Below are 15,943 nucleotides of genomic sequence, written 5' to 3' on the forward strand. Positions count from 1 at the left end.
CGCACCGGGTGGGCGACCGCTGTAGCCGTGTCGCTCACCCGGTGCACTGACGTATACAGGAATGAGCATGCTGTACCAGAATCTGGCCCGCCCGGTCCTGTTCCGGATCGGACGCGGCGACGCCGAGCGAGCGCACGAGACCACCCTGCGCTGGCTCACCCGCCTGTCCTCCCAGCGGCAGGCCCGCAACGCGCTCATCAAGCTCAACCAGCTCAGCGCGCCCGTCACGGTCTGCGGCATCCCCTTCCCCAACCCCATCGGCCTCGCCGCCGGCATGGACAAGAACGGCGTCGCCACGGGCGCCTGGCCCGCCCTCGGCTTCGGCTTCGCCGAGATCGGCACCGTGACCGCCCAGCCCCAGCCCGGCAACCCCCAGCCCCGCATGTTCCGCATGCGCCGCTCCGAGGGCATCGTCAACCGCATGGGCTTCAACAACGAAGGCGCGCAGGCGCTCGCGGCGCGGCTCACCGCCGCCCCGGCCGTGAACTGCCCGCTCGGCATCAGCATCGGCAAGTCGAAGGTCGTGCCGCTCGAGGGCGCGATCGAGGACTACCTCACCTCCATGCGGTTCCTCTACCCGTTCGCCGACTACATCGCCATCAACGTCTCCTCGCCGAACACGCCGGGCCTGCGCCAGCTCCAGGACGCCGGGGCCCTGCGCGCCCTGCTCGGCGCGTTGCGCACTGAGGGCGTGCGCCTCGCGGCCGGTCGCCAGCCGCGGCCCGTGCTCGTGAAGATCGCCCCCGACCTCACCGAGCCGGCCATGGCGCAGCTCCTCGAGGTCTGCCTCGAGTCCGGCGTGGCGGGCGTGATCGCCACGAACACGACCATCGGCCGCGACGGCGTCGACCCGAGCGACGACGCGATCGCCGCCGAGCCCGGCGGCATGTCCGGCAAGCCGCTCACGCAGATCTCCCGCGAGATCGTGCGCTTCGTGCACCGCGAGACCAACGGAACGCTGCCGATCATCGGCTCGGGCGGGATCATGTCCCCCGACGACGCGCAGGCCATGTTCGACGCCGGCGCGAGCCTCGTCCAGCTCTACTCGGGCCTCGTCTACAACGGGCCCGGCCTGGTGCGCGGCAGCGTGCGCCGCTACCGGTCCTCCGCCCGCAAGGGCGCCCACACCTCCCACTCCCGCTGACGACAAAGCCTGACCCTCTTAAGGAAGTGCAATGCCTACCAACAAGGATTTCGGCTCCCGGGCCCACCACCTCTCGCAGGTACGCGGCCCGCTGTGCGCCGGGATCGATCCGCACGGCGCGCTCCTGCAGCACTGGGGGCTCGACGACGACCTGGCGGGCGCCGAGCGCTTCGCGATGACGATCGTGGAGGCCACGGCGGAGTCGTGCGCGTTCATCAAGCCGCAGTCGGCGTTCTACGAGCGGTTCGGCTCGGGCGGCGTGGCGCTCCTCGAACGGGTGATCGCCGAGTCGCGCAAGGCCGGCGCGCTCGTCATCCTCGACGTCAAGCGCGGCGACATCGGCTCCACCATGGCCGCGTACGCGCAGGCCTACCTCGACCCGGCCTCGCCGCTCGCGGCCGACGCGATCACCGTGAGCCCGTTCCTCGGCACCGGCTCGCTCCAGCCCGCGTTCGACCTCGCCAACGCGCACGGCAAGGGCCTGTTCGTGCTGGCCCGCACCTCGAACCCCGAGGGCAAGCAGGTGCAGATGGCCAAGCGCCGCGACGGCAAGTCCGTGGCCCAGGGGATCATCGACGAAGTGAACGAGCAGAACGCCGACGCCGAGCCCATGGGCTCCTTCGGGATCGTCATGGGCGCCACCATCGGGGCCTGCGCCTCCGAAGGGGAAGCGCGGCTGCGTGAGTCGACTTACGGAATCACGCACACCACCGTGCGGCAACGTGACACCGCTCACGACTTGTCCCAGTTCAACGGCCCCATCCTGGTCCCGGGCATGGGAGCCCAGGGTGGACGCCCGAGTGATCTTCCGCGCGTCCTCGGCCCGGCCACGAACTTCGCAATCCCGTCCTATTCCCGACAAATCGCACAGCCGGGGCCAGCCGTGGCGAGCATTCGCACCGCCGTCGAGGCGTTGCAGGACGAATGCCGCGCCGCGATGGGGGAATAAACCCGCGAATTCGGGGCCCGAAATTTGCCCCACCCCCGGTCGCAGGCGTGTCGGACACTGGGGTTACCGTTCCCGAGCTGGGTATGCTTCAGCGATACCCGCACGTCAAGGTCCACAGGGACGAAACCATCGACTGCAAGGAGACCCCGTGCCGCTCCCTAAACTGACTCCGGAACAGCGCGCCGCAGCCCTTGAGAAGGCCGCCGCGGCCCGCAAGGCCCGCGCCGAGCTCAAGGAGAAGCTGAAGTCGGGCGAGACCACCCTGGAAGCGGTCCTCAAGTCCGCTGCCACCGACGACATCTCGGGCAAGATGAAGGTCTCGGCCGTGCTCAAGGCCCTCCCCGGCATCGGCGACAAGCGCGCCACCCAGATCATGGAGAAGCTCAAGATCGCCGACTCCCGTCGGCTGCGCGGCCTCGGCGAGCACCAGCGCGCCGCGCTTCTGGATGAATTCAAGGGCGACCAGGCCTAAGTTCGGGTAGTAGTAGTCGCGTGAGCATCGATCGTCACCACGCAGCCCTGGCCCAGCGCCTCACGGTGCTGTCCGGTCCGTCCGGAGTCGGCAAGGGCAGCGTCAAGGCCCTCATCCAGGAGTACTACCCGTGGGTCTGGCTCTCCGTGAGCTGCACGACCCGCAAGCCGCGTCCTGGTGAGGTCGACGGCGCCGACTACCACTTCGTGTCGACCGAGCAGTTCGAGTCGATGATCGCCGCGGGGGAGTTCCTTGAGTGGGCCTCCTACGCGGGGAACCTCTACGGAACCCCCCGCGGCCCGGTCGAGGAGCGCCTGCGCGCCGGACTCCCGGCGCTGCTGGAGATCGAACTGCAGGGCGCCCGCCAGGTCCGCCAGACCATGCACGACGCCCAACTGGTGTTCCTCGCGCCGCCGTCGTGGGACGAACTCGTCCGCCGCCTCACCGGGCGGGGGACCGAGGACGAGGCCACGATCGCGCGCCGCCTGGACGCCGCCCGCCATGAGCTCGCCGCGGAGGCCGAGTTCGATCACACAGTCACCAATGTGTCGATCGAGCAGGCGGCCGCCGAGCTGGTAGAGTTGCTCAGTTCTCCGGCCGTAGTCAAGACCGGAGCGCGCTAAGGTCCGGCATCCCGGATCTGGCAGCAACAACGAGTCGCACACGAAGGATTACACGTGTCAGGGACTGTCGCCGACCCGATCGGCATCACCAACCCGCCGATCGACGACCTGCTCAAGAAGAGCCAGTCGAAGTACCAGCTGGTCATCTACTCGGCCAAGCGCGCGCGCCAGATCAACGCGTACTACTCGCAGCTGGGCGAAGGCCTGCTGGAGTACGTGGGTCCGCTCGTCGAGACCACGCCCGAGGAGAAGCCGCTGTCGATCGCCATGCGCGAGCTCGACCGGGGTCTGCTCGAGACGAAGGCGTTCGACGACCCGGACGCGTAAGCGCCGGGCGGTACCGAGGCGTAAGCTTCGCGCGTGAACATCGTCCTGGGCGTGTCGGGCGGCATCGCCGCCTACAAGGCCTGCATTCTGCTTCGCCTCCTCAAGGAATCCGGACACGACGTCCAGGTGATCCCGACCGAGGCGGCGCTCAAGTTCGTCGGTGAAGCCACCTGGGAGGCCCTGTCGGGCCACCGGGTGGCTTCCGGCGTCTTCTCCGACGTTTCCGAGGTCAAGCACGTGCGGCTGGGCCGCCAGGCCGACCTCGTCGTGGTCGCCCCCGCGACGGCCGACCTGCTCGCGCGGGCCGCGCACGGCCGCGCCGACGACCTCCTCACCAGCACCCTGCTGACCGCGACCTGCCCCGTCGTGTTCGCCCCGGCGATGCACACGGAGATGTGGGAGCACCCGGCCACGCGCGCCAACGTCGCGACCCTGCGCGAGCGCGGGGCGCACGTCGTCGAGCCCGACTCGGGCCGCCTCACCGGCGCCGACACCGGCCCCGGCCGCCTCCCCGAGCCCGAATCGCTCTTCGCCCTCCTTAAGGGCTTCCTCACGTCGCCGGCCCGAGACCTGGTGGGCCGCAAGGTCCTCGTCACCGCCGGCGGTACCCGCGAACCGATCGACCCGGTCCGCTTCATCGGCAACCACTCCTCCGGGAAGCAGGGCATCGCCCTCGCCGCGGCGGCCGCCGCGCGCGGCGCGGACGTGCACCTCATCGCCGCGCACATCGACGCCGCGCCACCCGCCGGGATCACCGTCGAGCGCGTCTCCACGACCGGCGAGCTGTACGAGGCCACAGTGAAGGCCGCCGCCGAAGCGGACGCCGCGGTGCTCGCCGCCGCGCCCGCCGACTTCACGCCCAAGGCGGCCTCGGAGCGCAAGCTCAAGCGCAAGGGCGACCTCGAGATGATGCTGACCTCGACGCCGGACATATCCGCTGCCGTCGGGCGCGAGAAACGCCCCGACCAGGTCCTCGTCGTGTTCGCCGCCGAGACCCACGACGGTCCCGAGCACGCGATGCGCAAGCGCGAGGCCAAAGGCGCCGACCTGGTGGTCCTCAACGACGTCTCGGGAGGGGCCGTGTTCGGCGCGGCGGAGAACTCGGTCACCGTGTTCGACGAACGTGGCGAAGTCGACGTCCGCGAGCACGTCTCGAAGGAGGTCGTGGCAGACGCCATCTGGGACGCCGTCTCAGCGCGGCTCCCGCTGGGTGGACGCGATTGACACCGCGTGACCGCCGCGCGCCGACTTGGTGGGAAGATCTTCACCGCATAGACTTGTGAGCTGCGAAGTCAGTCGAAGAGCGCCGTATCGCGGCGTGGAAGTGTTGAGGAGTGCCGTGGCACGTCGCCTGTTCACCTCCGAGTCGGTCACTGAGGGCCACCCGGACAAGATCGCCGACCAGATCTCTGATGGGATCCTGGACGCCCTGCTGGGCGAGGACCCCTCGAGCCGGGTCGCGGTCGAAACCCTCATCACCACCGGTCAGGTGCACGTCGCCGGCGAGGTCACGACCCACGCCTACGCCGACATCCCCCGGATCGTGCGCGACACGATCCTGAGGATCGGCTACGACTCGTCCAAGAAGGGCTTCGACGGCGCCTCGTGCGGCGTCAACGTCTCGATCGGCGGCCAGAGCCCCGACATCGCCCAGGGCGTCGACAAGGCCTGGGAGTCCCGCGTGGACGCCGACGGCCACGACGAGCTCGACCTCCAGGGCGCGGGCGACCAGGGCCTCATGTTCGGCTTCGCGTGCCGCGAGACCCCCGAGCTGATGCCGCTGCCGATCGCCTTGGCGCACCGCCTCTCCCAGCGCCTCACCGAGGTCCGCAAGGACGGCACCGTGCCGTACCTGCGCCCGGACGGCAAGACCCAGGTCACCATCGAGTACGACGGCAACAAGCCCGTCCGCCTCGACACGGTGGTCGTCTCGAGCCAGCACGCGCCCGACATCTCGCTCGACTCGCTCCTGGCCCCCGATGTCGCCGAGCACGTCATCGCGCCGGTCGTCTCGGGCCTCGACCTCGACACCGCCGACTACAAGCTCCTGGTGAACCCGACCGGCCGCTTCGAGATCGGCGGCCCCATGGGCGACGCCGGCCTCACCGGCCGCAAGATCATCGTGGACACCTACGGCGGCTACGCCCGCCACGGCGGCGGCGCGTTCTCCGGCAAGGACCCGTCGAAGGTCGACCGCTCGGCCGCCTACGCGGCCCGCTGGGTCGCCAAGAACGTCGTGGCCGCCGGCCTCGCCGAGCGCTGCGAGGTCCAGGTCGCGTACGCGATCGGCAAGGCCAAGCCGGTGAGCATCGCCGTGGACGCCATGGGCACCGAGTCCGTCGACCCCGCGCGCATCGAGCGCGCCGTCCTCGACGTCTTCGACCTCCGCCCCGCCGCGATCATCCGCGACCTCAACCTGATCCGCCCGATCTACTCCAAGACCGCGGCCTACGGCCACTTCGGACGCGAACTCCCCGAATTCACCTGGGAAGCCACCGACCGCGCCGCCGCCCTGAAAGAGGCCGTGAACTAACCCGCCGACAGACCCCACCGGGCCCCGCCGACTGTCGGCGGGGCCCGGTATTTTTGTTCGATGGACGAGTCCCCGGCACGATACGCAGCGGTCTGCGTGGACCATCCGTTGCCGCAGCTCAACCAGCTTTTCGACTACCGGGTGCCGGTGGAGCTGCTGGACGAGGTGCGGCCGGGGTGCCGGGTGGCGGTGCGGTTCAGCGGGCGCAAGCTCAAGGCGACCGTGATGGAGCTGCGGGACCGGACGGCGTTCCCGGGGAAGATCCTGCCGGTGCTCGAGGCGGTGCCGCCGGGGCCGGTGCTGACCGACGAAGTGGCGGCGGTGGCCCGGCGGGTGGCCGACCGGTACGCGGGGAACCTGGCGGACGTGCTGCGCCTGGCGCTGCCCGAGCGGAAGCTGCGGGTCGAGAAGGAGGAGCCGGCCGAAGCGCTGCCGGTGGCGGCGCCGACCGAGGCTCACTGGGATAGATATATCGCGGGCGATGCATTCCTGCGCGCGGTGCGCGAAGGGAAGCAGCCGCGGATCGTCTGGAACGCCGTCCCCGGCGAGGACTGGGCGATGCGGCTGGCCGAGGCCGCCGCGACGGCCGCGGCGGCCGGGCGGGGTGCCCTGCTGGTCGTCCCGGACCAGTACGACCTGGAACGCCTCGACGCGGCGCTGACCGAGGTGCTGGGGCCTGACCGGCATGTCACGCTCTCGAACGCGATGGGGCCGACGCCGCGCTACCGGTCGTTCCTGAAGGCACTGCGCAGCGAGGTCCGGGTCGTCGCAGGGACGCAGGTGGCGATGCTCGCGCCCGTGGAACGGCTGGGGCTCGTGGCCGTTTGGGACGACGGGGACAAGAACCTGATCAGCCTGCACGCGCCGTACCCGCACGCCCGCGACGTGCTGCTGACCCGGGCCGAGCTGGCCGGTGCCGCGTGCGTCGTCGGCGGTTTCTCGCGGACACCGCAGGCGCAGTTGCTGGTCGAGACCGGGTGGGCCGTTTCGGCGGCGGGGGAGCGGGCCGCGCTCCGGGCCGCGGCGCCGCGGGTCGTGCCGATCGGCGACGACTCGGACCTGGCGGCGGATCCGTCGAGTTCGACGGCGCGGTTGCCCACGGTCGCTTGGGAAGCCGCGCGGAGCGCGTTGAACGCGGACCTGCCGGTGCTGCTGCAGGTGCCCCGTCGCGGCTACGTGCCGGCGGTGTCGTGCCAGCGCTGCCGCACACGGGCGCTGTGCCCCGAATGCACTGGGCCGCTGCGGCTCACAGGGCCGCACCGGCCGCCGGTGTGCACGTGGTGCGGCCGCGTGGACGAGCATTACCGCTGCAAGGAGTGCGGATCGACCCGGATCAGGGCGGTCGTTATCGGTGCCGCGCGCACCGCCGAGGAGCTGGCGAGCGCGTTCCCGGGCGTCGACGTGGTGGAGTCGAACGCGTCGGAACGGCTTGATGTGATCCCGGAAGGCAGGCGGATCGTCGTCTCCACGCCGGGGGTGGAACCGGCTGCGCCGCAAGGCTATGGCGCGGTGCTGCTGCTCGACACGTGGGCGCAGTTGACGCGGGCCGAGTTGACCGCTTCAGAAGAGGCGCTTCGGATCTGGATGAACGCCGTGGCGCTGTGCGCCCCGACGGGCACGGCCGTGGTCACGGCCGACGGCGGACTGCCGGTGGTGCAGGCGCTGATCCGTTGGGACGCAGCGTGGTTCGCGCGTGTCGAACTGGAGGAGCGGGCGGAGCTCGGCTTCCCGCCGGTGATGAAGTTCGCGGCGTTGACCGGGCCGAACGGGGAGGCGGAGAAGATCGCCGCGAACCTGCCTTCGGACCTGGGGGCCGAGGTCATCGGGCCGATCCCGGTCGATGAGCACACCGAGCGGCTGCTGCTGCGCGTGCGGCGCCGCGACGGCGCCGCCCTCGCGAGCGTGCTCGCGAAGTCGGCGGCCGAGCGGGCCAGCGCGAAGGCCGAGCAGGTGCGGATCCAGATCGACCCTCGCGAGATCGCTTGAGCCCGAACGGTTTCAGTACCCGTACAAGGTCGGCCCCGCACTGCCGATGACGATGACCCGCAGGACGATCCAGGCGACCGCGATCCAGCCGAGGACGATGCCGGCGGTCGCCAGCCCGGCCCCGGCCTGGCCGGTCTCCTCGATCTGACGCCTCGCGATGTGGCCGAAGATGATGCCCAGGAAGCCGAAGCAGAGGCAGAGCCCGACGATGCCGACGACGAGCGCCGCGACGGCGAACCCGTTGGTGCCGGGCTTCGGCGGGACCCAGTAGGGGTGCGGCGGCGGCGCGGCGGGTCCTTGGAGGGACGGGAGGTCGGCGTCGGACGAGGCTGCGGGGGCGTTCGGCGCGTCGGAGGTGTACGGGGAGTACGGGGCGTCCTGGGCCGGGGTTTCAGGGGTACCCGAAGGAGGTGGGGATGCCGAGTCGCCAGGCGTGGGCGCGGCGGCTTCCGGAGCGGGCGCGGGTTCCGGGGCCGGTTCGGGCGCCGGTCGGGCTTCGTCTTCCGAGGTCATGGCGGGGGTCCTTCGAGTCGGGGGATCCAGTGTGGCAGCGGCGGCCCGGGAGGGGTCCCGGCGCGGCAGAATGGGGTCATGCCGGTATTCGTCGGCACCTGCGGGTGGCAGTACCGCGACTGGCGGGGCGTGCTCTATCCGGAGGACGTGCCGCAGCGACGCTGGCTGGAGCATTACGCCGAGCACTTCGCGGCCGTCGAGAACGACGGCGCGTTCTACCGGCTTCCGAAGCGGACGACCTTCGCCGACTGGCGTGAGCGGCTGCCCTCCGGTTTCATTATGGCGGTCAAGGCGAGTCGGTTCCTCACTCATTTGAAGCGGTTGCGCGATCCCGCGGAGCCGGTGCGGCGCTTGGCGGATGCGGCGGCGGGGCTCGGGAAGCGGCTCGGTCCGTTCCTCCTCCAACTGCCGCCGACGCTCAAAGCGGATCCGGAGCTCCTGGCCGTGTGCCTCGACCGCTTCCCGCGTGGTGCACGGGTCGCCGTGGAACCGCGCCACGAGTCGTGGTGGACCGACGAGATCCGGGAGATCCTGGCCGAGCGGGACGTGGCGCTGTGCTGGGCCGATCGCGGCGGGCGGCCCGTGACTCCGTTGTGGCGCACGGCTTCCTGGGGCTACGTGCGCCTGCACGAGGGCCGGGCGGATCCGGCGCCGAGCTATGGCGACGCCGCGCTGCGTTCGTGGTGCGAGCGGATCGGCGAGGCGTGGCCGGAGTCGGCCGACTGCCACGTGTACTTCAACAACGACCCTGGTGGGGCGGCGGTGCGGAACGCGTTCCGGTTCGCCGAGCTGATGCGCGGCCGCGGCCGCGAGGTACCCGGGGCGCGGCTCTGACTACTCCGCTTCCCCGCTGCGGAGCCTGGCCCACAGGCCGCGGAGGCGTTGACGGAAGAGGTAGACGAGGCCGAGGGCGATGAGCACGAAGGGGATCGCGATCGGCAGGACCGTGGTGAACCCGAGGAGCACGATGAGCGTTTCGACGCCGATGAACGACGCGACGCCGAGGTAGCCGACCACGGTGAACGCCTGCGCGCGGTACATGAGCGCGGCGATCAGGGAGCGGAGGCGGCCGGGGTGCTTTTCGGTCACCTCGCCTGTATACCAGGCGAATCCGTGCGCTGCGGTACGCGCGGTTCGCGGCGGCTTTCCAGGCGACCCCGGGAACGTCAGGAGGCGCCCGTCTCAACGCTGGTGCGGGCCGCGCGCAGGTCGGCGGGGAGCGCGGCCAGCTAGTCCCCGAGCCGCCGCGTCGCTCCGCGCCATCCCCGAAACCCAGCCCCGACCCGCGCCGAAGCGATGAGTTTCGCCCCGCGGGCTCGTCTCAACTGATGCAATCGGCTCATCAGCACTGCTCGGAAGGAACTCGCCATGCAGAAGATCGTCACCAACATCTGGTACAAGGACAACGCCGCCGAGGAAGCCGTCGAGTGGTACCTCACCCTCTTCGACGACGCGAAGGTCACCAGCACCGTCCCCTACATCGAGGACGCCCACGGCACCGTCGGGAACGCCATGGTCGTCAACTTCGACCTGGCCGGGCAGTCGTTCACCGCCATCAACGGCGACGACTCCGCCAAGCACGACCACGCGATGTCGCTGCTCGTCAACTGCGACTCCCAAGAGGAGGTCGACCGCCTCTGGGACGCGTTCCTCGCCAACGGCGGCAGCGAGATCCAGTGCGGCTGGATCGCCGACAAGTGGGGCGTCAACTGGCAGGTGTGGCCGACCGGGGCCGACCAGTACCTCGGCGGACCCGACAAGGAGGCGGCCGTGCGCGCCGTCAATGCCATGTACGCGATGAAGAAGATCGACCTCCAGGGCATCAAGGACGCCTACGAAGGCAAGTAGGCCCGGTCGGCCCGGTCCCCCGCGCGGGGGACCGGGGCCCCGCCTTGGAGGGAGGTCGCCGGCCCTGCCGCCCGCGATCCTGGAGGGATGAACCGCCGCTGGCACAATGGCCCCATGCGCCTCCTCGCCCCGTTCTGGTCCCGGGCCACCTACCGCGGCTGGGTGTGGATCATCCTCGGCGGCGCGCTCATGATGCCGTTCATGATGGTCGGCGCGATCGGCCGCAACTTCCTCGTCCCGGACGGCGGCTTCGAGGACATCATCGAACCGGTCGTCTTCGCCTCGGTCCTCCCGCTCGTCGCGGCCGCGTCCCTGCTCCTGCCCGACCGCGAGGTCGAGCGTACGGCCGCCCGCCGCCTCCTCGGCGCCGAGTTCGCCTCGCCCGCCGACGACGACTCCTGGAACTCGCGGTGGCGCACCGGCTGCTGGTTCACCCTCCACGCCGCGGTCGGCGGCGTCGTCAGCGGCCTGACGCTCGCCATCGTCCCGTTCGCCGCCTACCTGCTCTTCTACGGCGCCCGCATCGCCTTCACCTCCGACGACACCGTGCCCGGCTACTTCTACCGCGCCTTCACCGCCTGGGGCCTGCTCACCGGTCCGCTGCTTCTGGTCGCGCTGATCGCGGTCGTCGCTGCCACGACCGCCGGCATGAAGGCCCTCGCGCCCCTGCTCCTCGGCCAGGGCGCGAGCGACCGGCTCGCCGCGTCCCGCGCCGAGGCCGCCCGGCTGGCCGCGCGCAACCGCATCGCCCGCGAACTCCACGACTCGGTCGGGCACGCCCTCTCGGTGGTCGTCGTCCAATCGGAGGCCGCCTCCCGGCTCATCGCCACGGACCCCGCCTTCGCCTCGCAGGCCATGGCCGCCGTCGGCGAGACCGCGCGCGGCGCGCTGGCCGAGCTCGACGCCGTCATCGGGGCCCTGCGCGAGGACCGCGACGACGCGCGCACCCCGCAGCGCGACCTCGCCGACCTGGCGTCCCTCGCCGAGGAGTCCGGCGTCGCAGTCGACCTGCGCGTCGCCGGCGACCCGGAGGCCTTGGGCCGCTTGGCCTCCCGCGAGACCTACCGGATCGTGCAGGAAGCGCTGACGAACGTGCTGCGCCACGCCGACGAGCCCCGCGCCACGGTCACCGTCGACGTCGGCCCCGCCGAAGCCGCCGTGACCGTGACCAGCCCGGCCGCACGCCGCCCGCGCGGACGAGCCGGCGGCAGAGGCCTCATCGGCATGGCCGAACGCGCCGCCGTCCTCGGCGGCACAGCCGGAACCGACTGGGACGCGGGCGAATGGACCGTCCGCGCCGCCGTACCGCTTGAGACGAAGGGCCGGGAATGACCGCACCGCTGCGCATCGCGCTGATCGACGACGAGGCCCTGATCCGCACCGGGTTCGCCGCGATCATCGGCGCCGAACCGGACCTCGAGGTCGTCGCCCAGGGCGCCGACGGGATCGACGCCGTCTCGATCGCCCGCTCCGGCAAGGCCGACGTGCTCCTCATGGACGTCCGCATGCCCACTGTGGATGGCATCCAGGCGACGGAGCGGATCGTCGCCGAACTCGACTCGCCGCCGAAGATCCTCGTCGTCACCACCTTCGACAACGACGACTACGTGTGGCAGGCGCTCCGCGCCGGCGCGGACGGCTTCCTGCTCAAGCGCACCCGCGTCGAAGACCTCCTCGCGGCCGTCCGCCTCGTCGCCCGCACCGACGCCCTCCTCTTCCCCGAAGCGGTCCGCCGCCTCGCCGCCGCCACCCCGGCCCGCAAGGCCCCCAAGGGCATCGGCGACCTCAGCGACCGCGAACGCGAAGTCCTCGTACTCGCCGCGAAAGGCCTCTCGAACCAGGAGATCGCCGCCGCACTCTTCCTCGGCCGCGAGACCGTCAAGACCCACCTCAGCGCCGTCTACGCCAAACTCGCCGTTCGGGACCGCACCCAAGCCGTGATCGCCGCCTACGAAGGCGGCCTCGTGTAAGAGCCTCCGGCCCTAGGTGCGGGAGCCGGACGCCCCAGAACGCTCCCCGGAGCGGCGTCCCATTTCCACGCTTTCAGCGCGGAAGGATCACACGGACCTGGTCGCCGATCTCACGGAGCAGTTCCTCGACGGAGCTTCCCGCATTGACCGTCGCCGCCATGGTGATGAACGCGATCGCGGAGACGATGTGGGCGAGCACGGGGGCGGCATCGGGTTCGATGCGCTCGTCTCGCCGCAGCACGTCGGCGATGGCCTCCTCGGTCTGCGCGTTGAGGTTCAGCGCGTCGCGGTGGTGGGGTTCCTCGGGGTCCCCGAACGCCATCTCCCGCAGGTACGTTCGGCCGTTGTCGATCTGTTTGCGGTTGCATTCCACGACAGGGCGGACGATCGCCATCACCGCCTCGAATGGTTCAGGCAGGAGATCAGCGGCTGCTCTGCCCCGGATGAGCGCGTCCGCGTAGGTGGCGTTCTGCACAAGCAGGAGCAGTTCGCCCTTGTTCTTGGCATAGAGGAACAGCGTGCCGGTGCCGATATCGGCCTTGTCAGCGATCTGCTGGGTGGTGACCTCGTCGACGCCGTGCTCGGCGAAGAGCTCGGTGGCGGCGGCGGTGATGCGGTCGAGCTTCTCCTGCTTATTCCGCTCGCGCCGTCCGACCGTGCGGGATGCGGCTGGCATGTCGTGTCCGATGGCGTTCATGACCGATCCGACGCAAGGGAACGTTCCACCATGACCTCGACTTCGCTCTGGCAGCCGTTCACGCTCGGACGCCTCGCGTCTGCCGCTGCTTTGTCGTGAATGGACTGTCGCGGGCCATCGTGATCGCTCAGCTCCGGTAATCCTGAAGTGTCTTCCCGTCTTCCACGTAGGTGAGTGCCTCGTCCACTTCGTAGGCGTGCACTGCCGATGCGAAGGCGGGAAGCTTGGCCGAAACCTTCGCGACGGCATCACCTTCGAAGAAGGCCCGAAGCGCGTCCGCATCGGCGAAACCAAGCATCAGCGAGGCGTGGAAGCGCTGGTCGGCCGGGTTGTCGTGCGCCACGTTCGGCGTGTCCCACAGACCCCGGCGCCAGGACATGAACACCTGGGTCCGGAGCTCCTTCAGCCCGCCGTCGCCCGCGAGGGCGGGGACCAGCCGATTCGTGACGATCTTCCGGAAGGCACCGGTGCCCACGTTCTCCCGCTTCCTGATGAAGATCAGGGCTCGGGACCCGGCCTTGTCGCCGGGGCCCGCGACCTTGTACCAGCGGGCCGAGTTCGGCGGCCCCATGTAGAGCAGCGTCCGGCGGAAGACGTTCACCTCATCCTTGTAGGCAAGCTTCGTCTGCTTCCGGCCCGACAGCGGCGAGAACACCGACTTGAAGGTGACCTCGGCGATGCCGTCGATCCTGCGATCGACGGGGATGGCCGTCTCGACGCCGCTGACGGCGGGCCACAGGCCGGGATTGGACTCGGCCAGATGGATCTGGCGGTACTCCTCGAATCCCGGTGTCGCGCTGATGATCTTGGAGTGCGGGCCCTTCCAGTAGTCCATGCCCTGCCGCCGGGGTTGATCGTCGCGCACCCACAGCAGGATCGAGGAGGTGAGCGGCTTCTTGACGAACGCCGGTGTGGTTGCCACTGTGGATCTCCCTTGGTTCGGTCACGCGGTCGTCATCGCTTGAGGAATTCGGCGGCGATGGGCGCGAACTCCTGGTGGAACTGGAAGATTCCGCCGTGCCCGGAGTTCGGGTAGATGATCAGCTCGGAGCCCTTGATGCGCCGGTGCATGTCCTCGGACAGGACCGAGGGCACCATGCGGTCGTTGTCGCCGTTGGCGATCAACGTCGGCTGGGTGAGCTTCGACAGGTCGTGCGGCGTGCCGCGGCCGTACTTCTTGATGGCCTTCAACTGCGTCCGGAAGCCCTTCAACGGCATCGGCGCGTCGCGGCCTTCGGTGCGTGCCCCCGTCGTCCGCTCGACATAGGCCTTTGCGGCCCGCTTGCCCTTGACGTCGCGGTTGAAGAACAGGAACTCCCTCGGGTCTGAGCGGGTCAGCGTCGCCTTCAGGATGTCGTAGTAGGTGATACCGGCGACCTTGTCGATGTCCTTGCCGCCCTTGGGCCCGGTCCCGGTCAGGACCAGCTTGCGGACGAGCTCGGGGTGCTTCGCTATGAGCGCTTGGGCGATGAAGCCGCCCAGGGAGAACGAGAAGACGTCGATCGTGTCGTGGCCGAGCGCCTTGATGAACGCGTAGGCGTCGTCGGCCATCGCCTCGATGCTGTCCGGCACCTCGCCGCTAGAGGCGCCGACGCCGCGCTGGTCGAACGCGATGACATGACGGTTCTCCGCGATCGCATCGACGATCCGCGGGTCCCAGTAGTCGAGGGTCGCGGCCAGGTGGACGAAGAATACGACCGGGATGCCGCCCTTCGGCCCCAGCTCGCGGTAGACGAAGTTGACGCCGCCGGCGGTGACAGTGTTGGTCGGCGCCTCGACGTACGACGTGACGACGGTGCCGTCCGAGTGGTCTTGCGTGGTCATGATGGTGCTCCTTCGATAGGTCTGACGGTAGTGATGACTTGCGGGTCTGTTCAGATTTCGGTGATGACGGCCTTGCCGCGGACGCCGCCCTTCTCGAGGGCGTCGAGGGCCGCGGGAGCCTCGTCGAACGGGACGACTTTCCCGACGACGGGCCGGATCACGCCCTTGTCGACGAGTGCGGTGATCTCGCGGAGCTGGTCGCCGCTGGCGCGCATGAACAGGAACTCGTAGTCCACGCCGAGCTTGCGGGCCTTGCGGCGGATGCCGCTGCTGAGCCCGGCGATGGCGATCCGCAGCACCGCGTTCAGCCCGGCCTCGCGGGCGAAGGCCGGGTCCGGGGGACCGGAGATACCGATCGCCTTCCCGCCCGGGCGCAGGACCTGCAGCGACTTCTCGAGGTTCTTCCCGCCGAGGCTGTCCAGCACCAGGTCGTACCCGGAGAGCACCTGCGCGAAGTCCTCGGTGCGGTAGTCGATGACGATGTCGGCGCCCAGGCCGCGCACGAAGTCGGCGTTCGACGCGCTCGCCGTGGTCGCGACAGTCGCGCCCAGGTGCTTGGCGAGCTGGATCGCGACCGACCCGACGCCGCCCGCCCCGGCGTGGACGAGCACCTGCTGCCCGGCCTTGACCTGGCCCTTCTCGACCAGCGCCTGCCATGCCGTCAGCGCGACCAGCGGCAGCGAGGCCGCCTCCTCCATGCTGATCGACGCGGGCTTGAGCGCCAGGTCGGCCTCGGCGACCGCGATGCGCTCGGCGAACGTGCCGATGCGGTGGTCCCGGGCCCGGCCGTAGACCTCTTCGCCGGGCTTGAACCCGCGCACGCCCGCACCGACCTCGACGACCGTGCCCGCGAGGTCGTGGCCGAGGACGAACGGCAGTTCGTATTGCAGGAACTGCTTGAACTCACCCTGCCGGACCTTCTCGTCGAGCGGGTTGAGGCTGGCGGCCCGCACCTGCACGAGCACATCGTGCTCGCCCACGTGAGGCTCGGGCACCTCCGCCAGCTCCAGCGGGGCCTTGTACTCCTTGACGACGAACGCCTTCATGACTTATCGCT

At 70.2% G+C, this 15,943-nt stretch carries 18 protein-coding genes; 12 read left to right on the forward strand and 6 right to left on the reverse strand.

The genetic code is table 11. The annotated features are described in order from the left end of the window. The first annotated feature begins 67 nt into the window (after positions 1 to 67). The 8 genes from O2L01_RS18765 (at position 68) to O2L01_RS18800 (ending at position 8,034) form a co-directional block, all read left to right on the forward strand. Complete coding sequence (locus O2L01_RS18765) at positions 68 to 1,144, forward strand: quinone-dependent dihydroorotate dehydrogenase (RefSeq protein ID WP_270123545.1); 1,077 nt, start codon at positions 68 to 70, stop codon at positions 1,142 to 1,144. Positions 1,145 to 1,175: 31 nt separating this feature from the next. Further along, positions 1,176 to 2,093 (forward strand): orotidine-5'-phosphate decarboxylase, encoded by a 918-nt coding sequence (pyrF, locus tag O2L01_RS18770; protein WP_270123546.1) that lies wholly within the window; start codon positions 1,176 to 1,178, stop codon positions 2,091 to 2,093. A gap of 148 nt (positions 2,094 to 2,241) precedes the next feature. Next, a complete protein-coding gene (mihF, locus tag O2L01_RS18775; RefSeq protein WP_030156658.1) occupies positions 2,242 to 2,565 on the forward strand; it encodes an integration host factor, actinobacterial type in 324 nt (107 codons plus the stop codon). Between the two features lie 20 nt (positions 2,566 to 2,585). Further along, positions 2,586 to 3,188, forward strand: a complete 603-nt coding sequence (gene gmk / locus O2L01_RS18780; RefSeq protein ID WP_270123547.1) for a guanylate kinase — start codon at positions 2,586 to 2,588, stop codon at positions 3,186 to 3,188. Between the two features lie 54 nt (positions 3,189 to 3,242). Then, complete coding sequence (gene rpoZ, locus O2L01_RS18785; RefSeq protein WP_270123548.1) at positions 3,243 to 3,515, forward strand: DNA-directed RNA polymerase subunit omega; 273 nt, start codon at positions 3,243 to 3,245, stop codon at positions 3,513 to 3,515. 33 nt (positions 3,516 to 3,548) lie between these two features. Then, positions 3,549 to 4,739, forward strand: coding sequence for a bifunctional phosphopantothenoylcysteine decarboxylase/phosphopantothenate--cysteine ligase CoaBC (coaBC, locus tag O2L01_RS18790; protein ID WP_270123549.1), 1,191 nt, complete (start codon positions 3,549 to 3,551; stop codon positions 4,737 to 4,739). A 115-nt stretch (positions 4,740 to 4,854) separates the two neighbouring features. Further along, positions 4,855 to 6,048, forward strand: coding sequence for a methionine adenosyltransferase (gene metK, locus O2L01_RS18795; protein WP_270123550.1), 1,194 nt, complete (start codon positions 4,855 to 4,857; stop codon positions 6,046 to 6,048). Positions 6,049 to 6,144: 96 nt separating this feature from the next. Next, positions 6,145 to 8,034 carry a primosomal protein N' family DNA-binding protein gene (locus O2L01_RS18800; RefSeq protein WP_344469099.1) on the forward strand — a complete coding sequence of 630 codons (1,890 nt, stop codon included), beginning with the start codon at positions 6,145 to 6,147 and terminating at the stop codon, positions 8,032 to 8,034. A 12-nt stretch (positions 8,035 to 8,046) separates the two neighbouring features. Here O2L01_RS18800 and O2L01_RS18805 read toward each other — a convergent pair whose 3' ends face one another. Then, complete coding sequence (locus O2L01_RS18805; RefSeq protein WP_270123552.1) at positions 8,047 to 8,547, reverse strand: DUF4190 domain-containing protein; 501 nt, start codon at positions 8,545 to 8,547, stop codon at positions 8,047 to 8,049. Between the two features lie 78 nt (positions 8,548 to 8,625). Between O2L01_RS18805 and O2L01_RS18810 the strand changes: the two genes are divergently transcribed. Next, entirely contained in the window at positions 8,626 to 9,381 is a 756-nt protein-coding gene (locus O2L01_RS18810; RefSeq protein ID WP_270123553.1) for a DUF72 domain-containing protein, read from the forward strand. On the opposite strand, the gene O2L01_RS18815 is transcribed toward O2L01_RS18810, so the two are convergent. Further along, positions 9,382 to 9,636, reverse strand: a complete 255-nt coding sequence (locus O2L01_RS18815; protein ID WP_270123554.1) for a hypothetical protein — start codon at positions 9,634 to 9,636, stop codon at positions 9,382 to 9,384. It lies immediately after the preceding gene. 279 nt (positions 9,637 to 9,915) lie between these two features. Between O2L01_RS18815 and O2L01_RS18820 the strand changes: the two genes are divergently transcribed. The 3 genes from O2L01_RS18820 (at position 9,916) to O2L01_RS18830 (ending at position 12,365) form a co-directional block, all read left to right on the forward strand. Further along, on the forward strand, positions 9,916 to 10,395 hold the full coding sequence (locus O2L01_RS18820; protein WP_270123555.1) for a VOC family protein: 480 nt from the start codon (positions 9,916 to 9,918) through the stop codon (positions 10,393 to 10,395). 114 nt (positions 10,396 to 10,509) lie between these two features. Next, positions 10,510 to 11,727, forward strand: a complete 1,218-nt coding sequence (locus tag O2L01_RS18825) for a sensor histidine kinase (protein WP_270123556.1) — start codon at positions 10,510 to 10,512, stop codon at positions 11,725 to 11,727. Beyond that, positions 11,724 to 12,365 carry a response regulator gene (locus tag O2L01_RS18830; RefSeq protein ID WP_270123557.1) on the forward strand — a complete coding sequence of 214 codons (642 nt, stop codon included), beginning with the start codon at positions 11,724 to 11,726 and terminating at the stop codon, positions 12,363 to 12,365. The genes O2L01_RS18825 and O2L01_RS18830 overlap by 4 nt, the downstream gene beginning before the upstream one ends. 73 nt (positions 12,366 to 12,438) lie before the next feature. On the opposite strand, the gene O2L01_RS18835 is transcribed toward O2L01_RS18830, so the two are convergent. From O2L01_RS18835 to O2L01_RS18850, 4 genes are all read right to left on the reverse strand, one after another. Next, positions 12,439 to 13,041, reverse strand: a complete 603-nt coding sequence (locus O2L01_RS18835) for a TetR/AcrR family transcriptional regulator (RefSeq protein ID WP_344469097.1) — start codon at positions 13,039 to 13,041, stop codon at positions 12,439 to 12,441. Positions 13,042 to 13,189: 148 nt separating this feature from the next. After that, positions 13,190 to 13,927 carry a hypothetical protein gene (locus O2L01_RS18840; RefSeq protein ID WP_270123559.1) on the reverse strand — a complete coding sequence of 246 codons (738 nt, stop codon included), beginning with the start codon at positions 13,925 to 13,927 and terminating at the stop codon, positions 13,190 to 13,192. An 89-nt stretch (positions 13,928 to 14,016) separates the two neighbouring features. Continuing rightward, positions 14,017 to 14,886: an alpha/beta fold hydrolase gene (locus tag O2L01_RS18845; RefSeq protein ID WP_270123560.1), complete on the reverse strand. Its 870-nt coding sequence runs from the start codon at positions 14,884 to 14,886 to the stop codon at positions 14,017 to 14,019. Positions 14,887 to 14,936: 50 nt separating this feature from the next. Then, on the reverse strand, positions 14,937 to 15,932 hold the full coding sequence (locus O2L01_RS18850; protein ID WP_270123561.1) for an NADP-dependent oxidoreductase: 996 nt from the start codon (positions 15,930 to 15,932) through the stop codon (positions 14,937 to 14,939). Positions 15,933 to 15,943: the final 11 nt, after the last annotated feature.

This window comes from Glycomyces lechevalierae (assembly GCF_027622945.1).
GTDB classification, from domain to species: domain Bacteria; phylum Actinomycetota; class Actinomycetes; order Mycobacteriales; family Micromonosporaceae; genus Glycomyces; species Glycomyces rutgersensis.

Coding starts and splice junctions, on each gene's coding strand:
- O2L01_RS18765 (WP_270123545.1), top strand. CDS start 68: ATGCTGTACCAGAATCTGGCCCGCCCGGTCCTGTTCCGGATCGGACGC.
- pyrF (WP_270123546.1), top strand. CDS start 1,176: ATGCCTACCAACAAGGATTTCGGCTCCCGGGCCCACCACCTCTCGCAG.
- O2L01_RS18805 (WP_270123552.1), bottom strand. CDS start 8,547: ATGACCTCGGAAGACGAAGCCCGACCGGCGCCCGAACCGGCCCCGGAA.
- O2L01_RS18810 (WP_270123553.1), top strand. CDS start 8,626: ATGCCGGTATTCGTCGGCACCTGCGGGTGGCAGTACCGCGACTGGCGG.
- O2L01_RS18820 (WP_270123555.1), top strand. CDS start 9,916: ATGCAGAAGATCGTCACCAACATCTGGTACAAGGACAACGCCGCCGAG.
- O2L01_RS18825 (WP_270123556.1), top strand. CDS start 10,510: ATGCGCCTCCTCGCCCCGTTCTGGTCCCGGGCCACCTACCGCGGCTGG.
- O2L01_RS18830 (WP_270123557.1), top strand. CDS start 11,724: ATGACCGCACCGCTGCGCATCGCGCTGATCGACGACGAGGCCCTGATC.
- O2L01_RS18835 (WP_344469097.1), bottom strand. CDS start 13,041: ATGCCAGCCGCATCCCGCACGGTCGGACGGCGCGAGCGGAATAAGCAG.
- O2L01_RS18845 (WP_270123560.1), bottom strand. CDS start 14,886: ATGACCACGCAAGACCACTCGGACGGCACCGTCGTCACGTCGTACGTC.
- O2L01_RS18850 (WP_270123561.1), bottom strand. CDS start 15,932: ATGAAGGCGTTCGTCGTCAAGGAGTACAAGGCCCCGCTGGAGCTGGCG.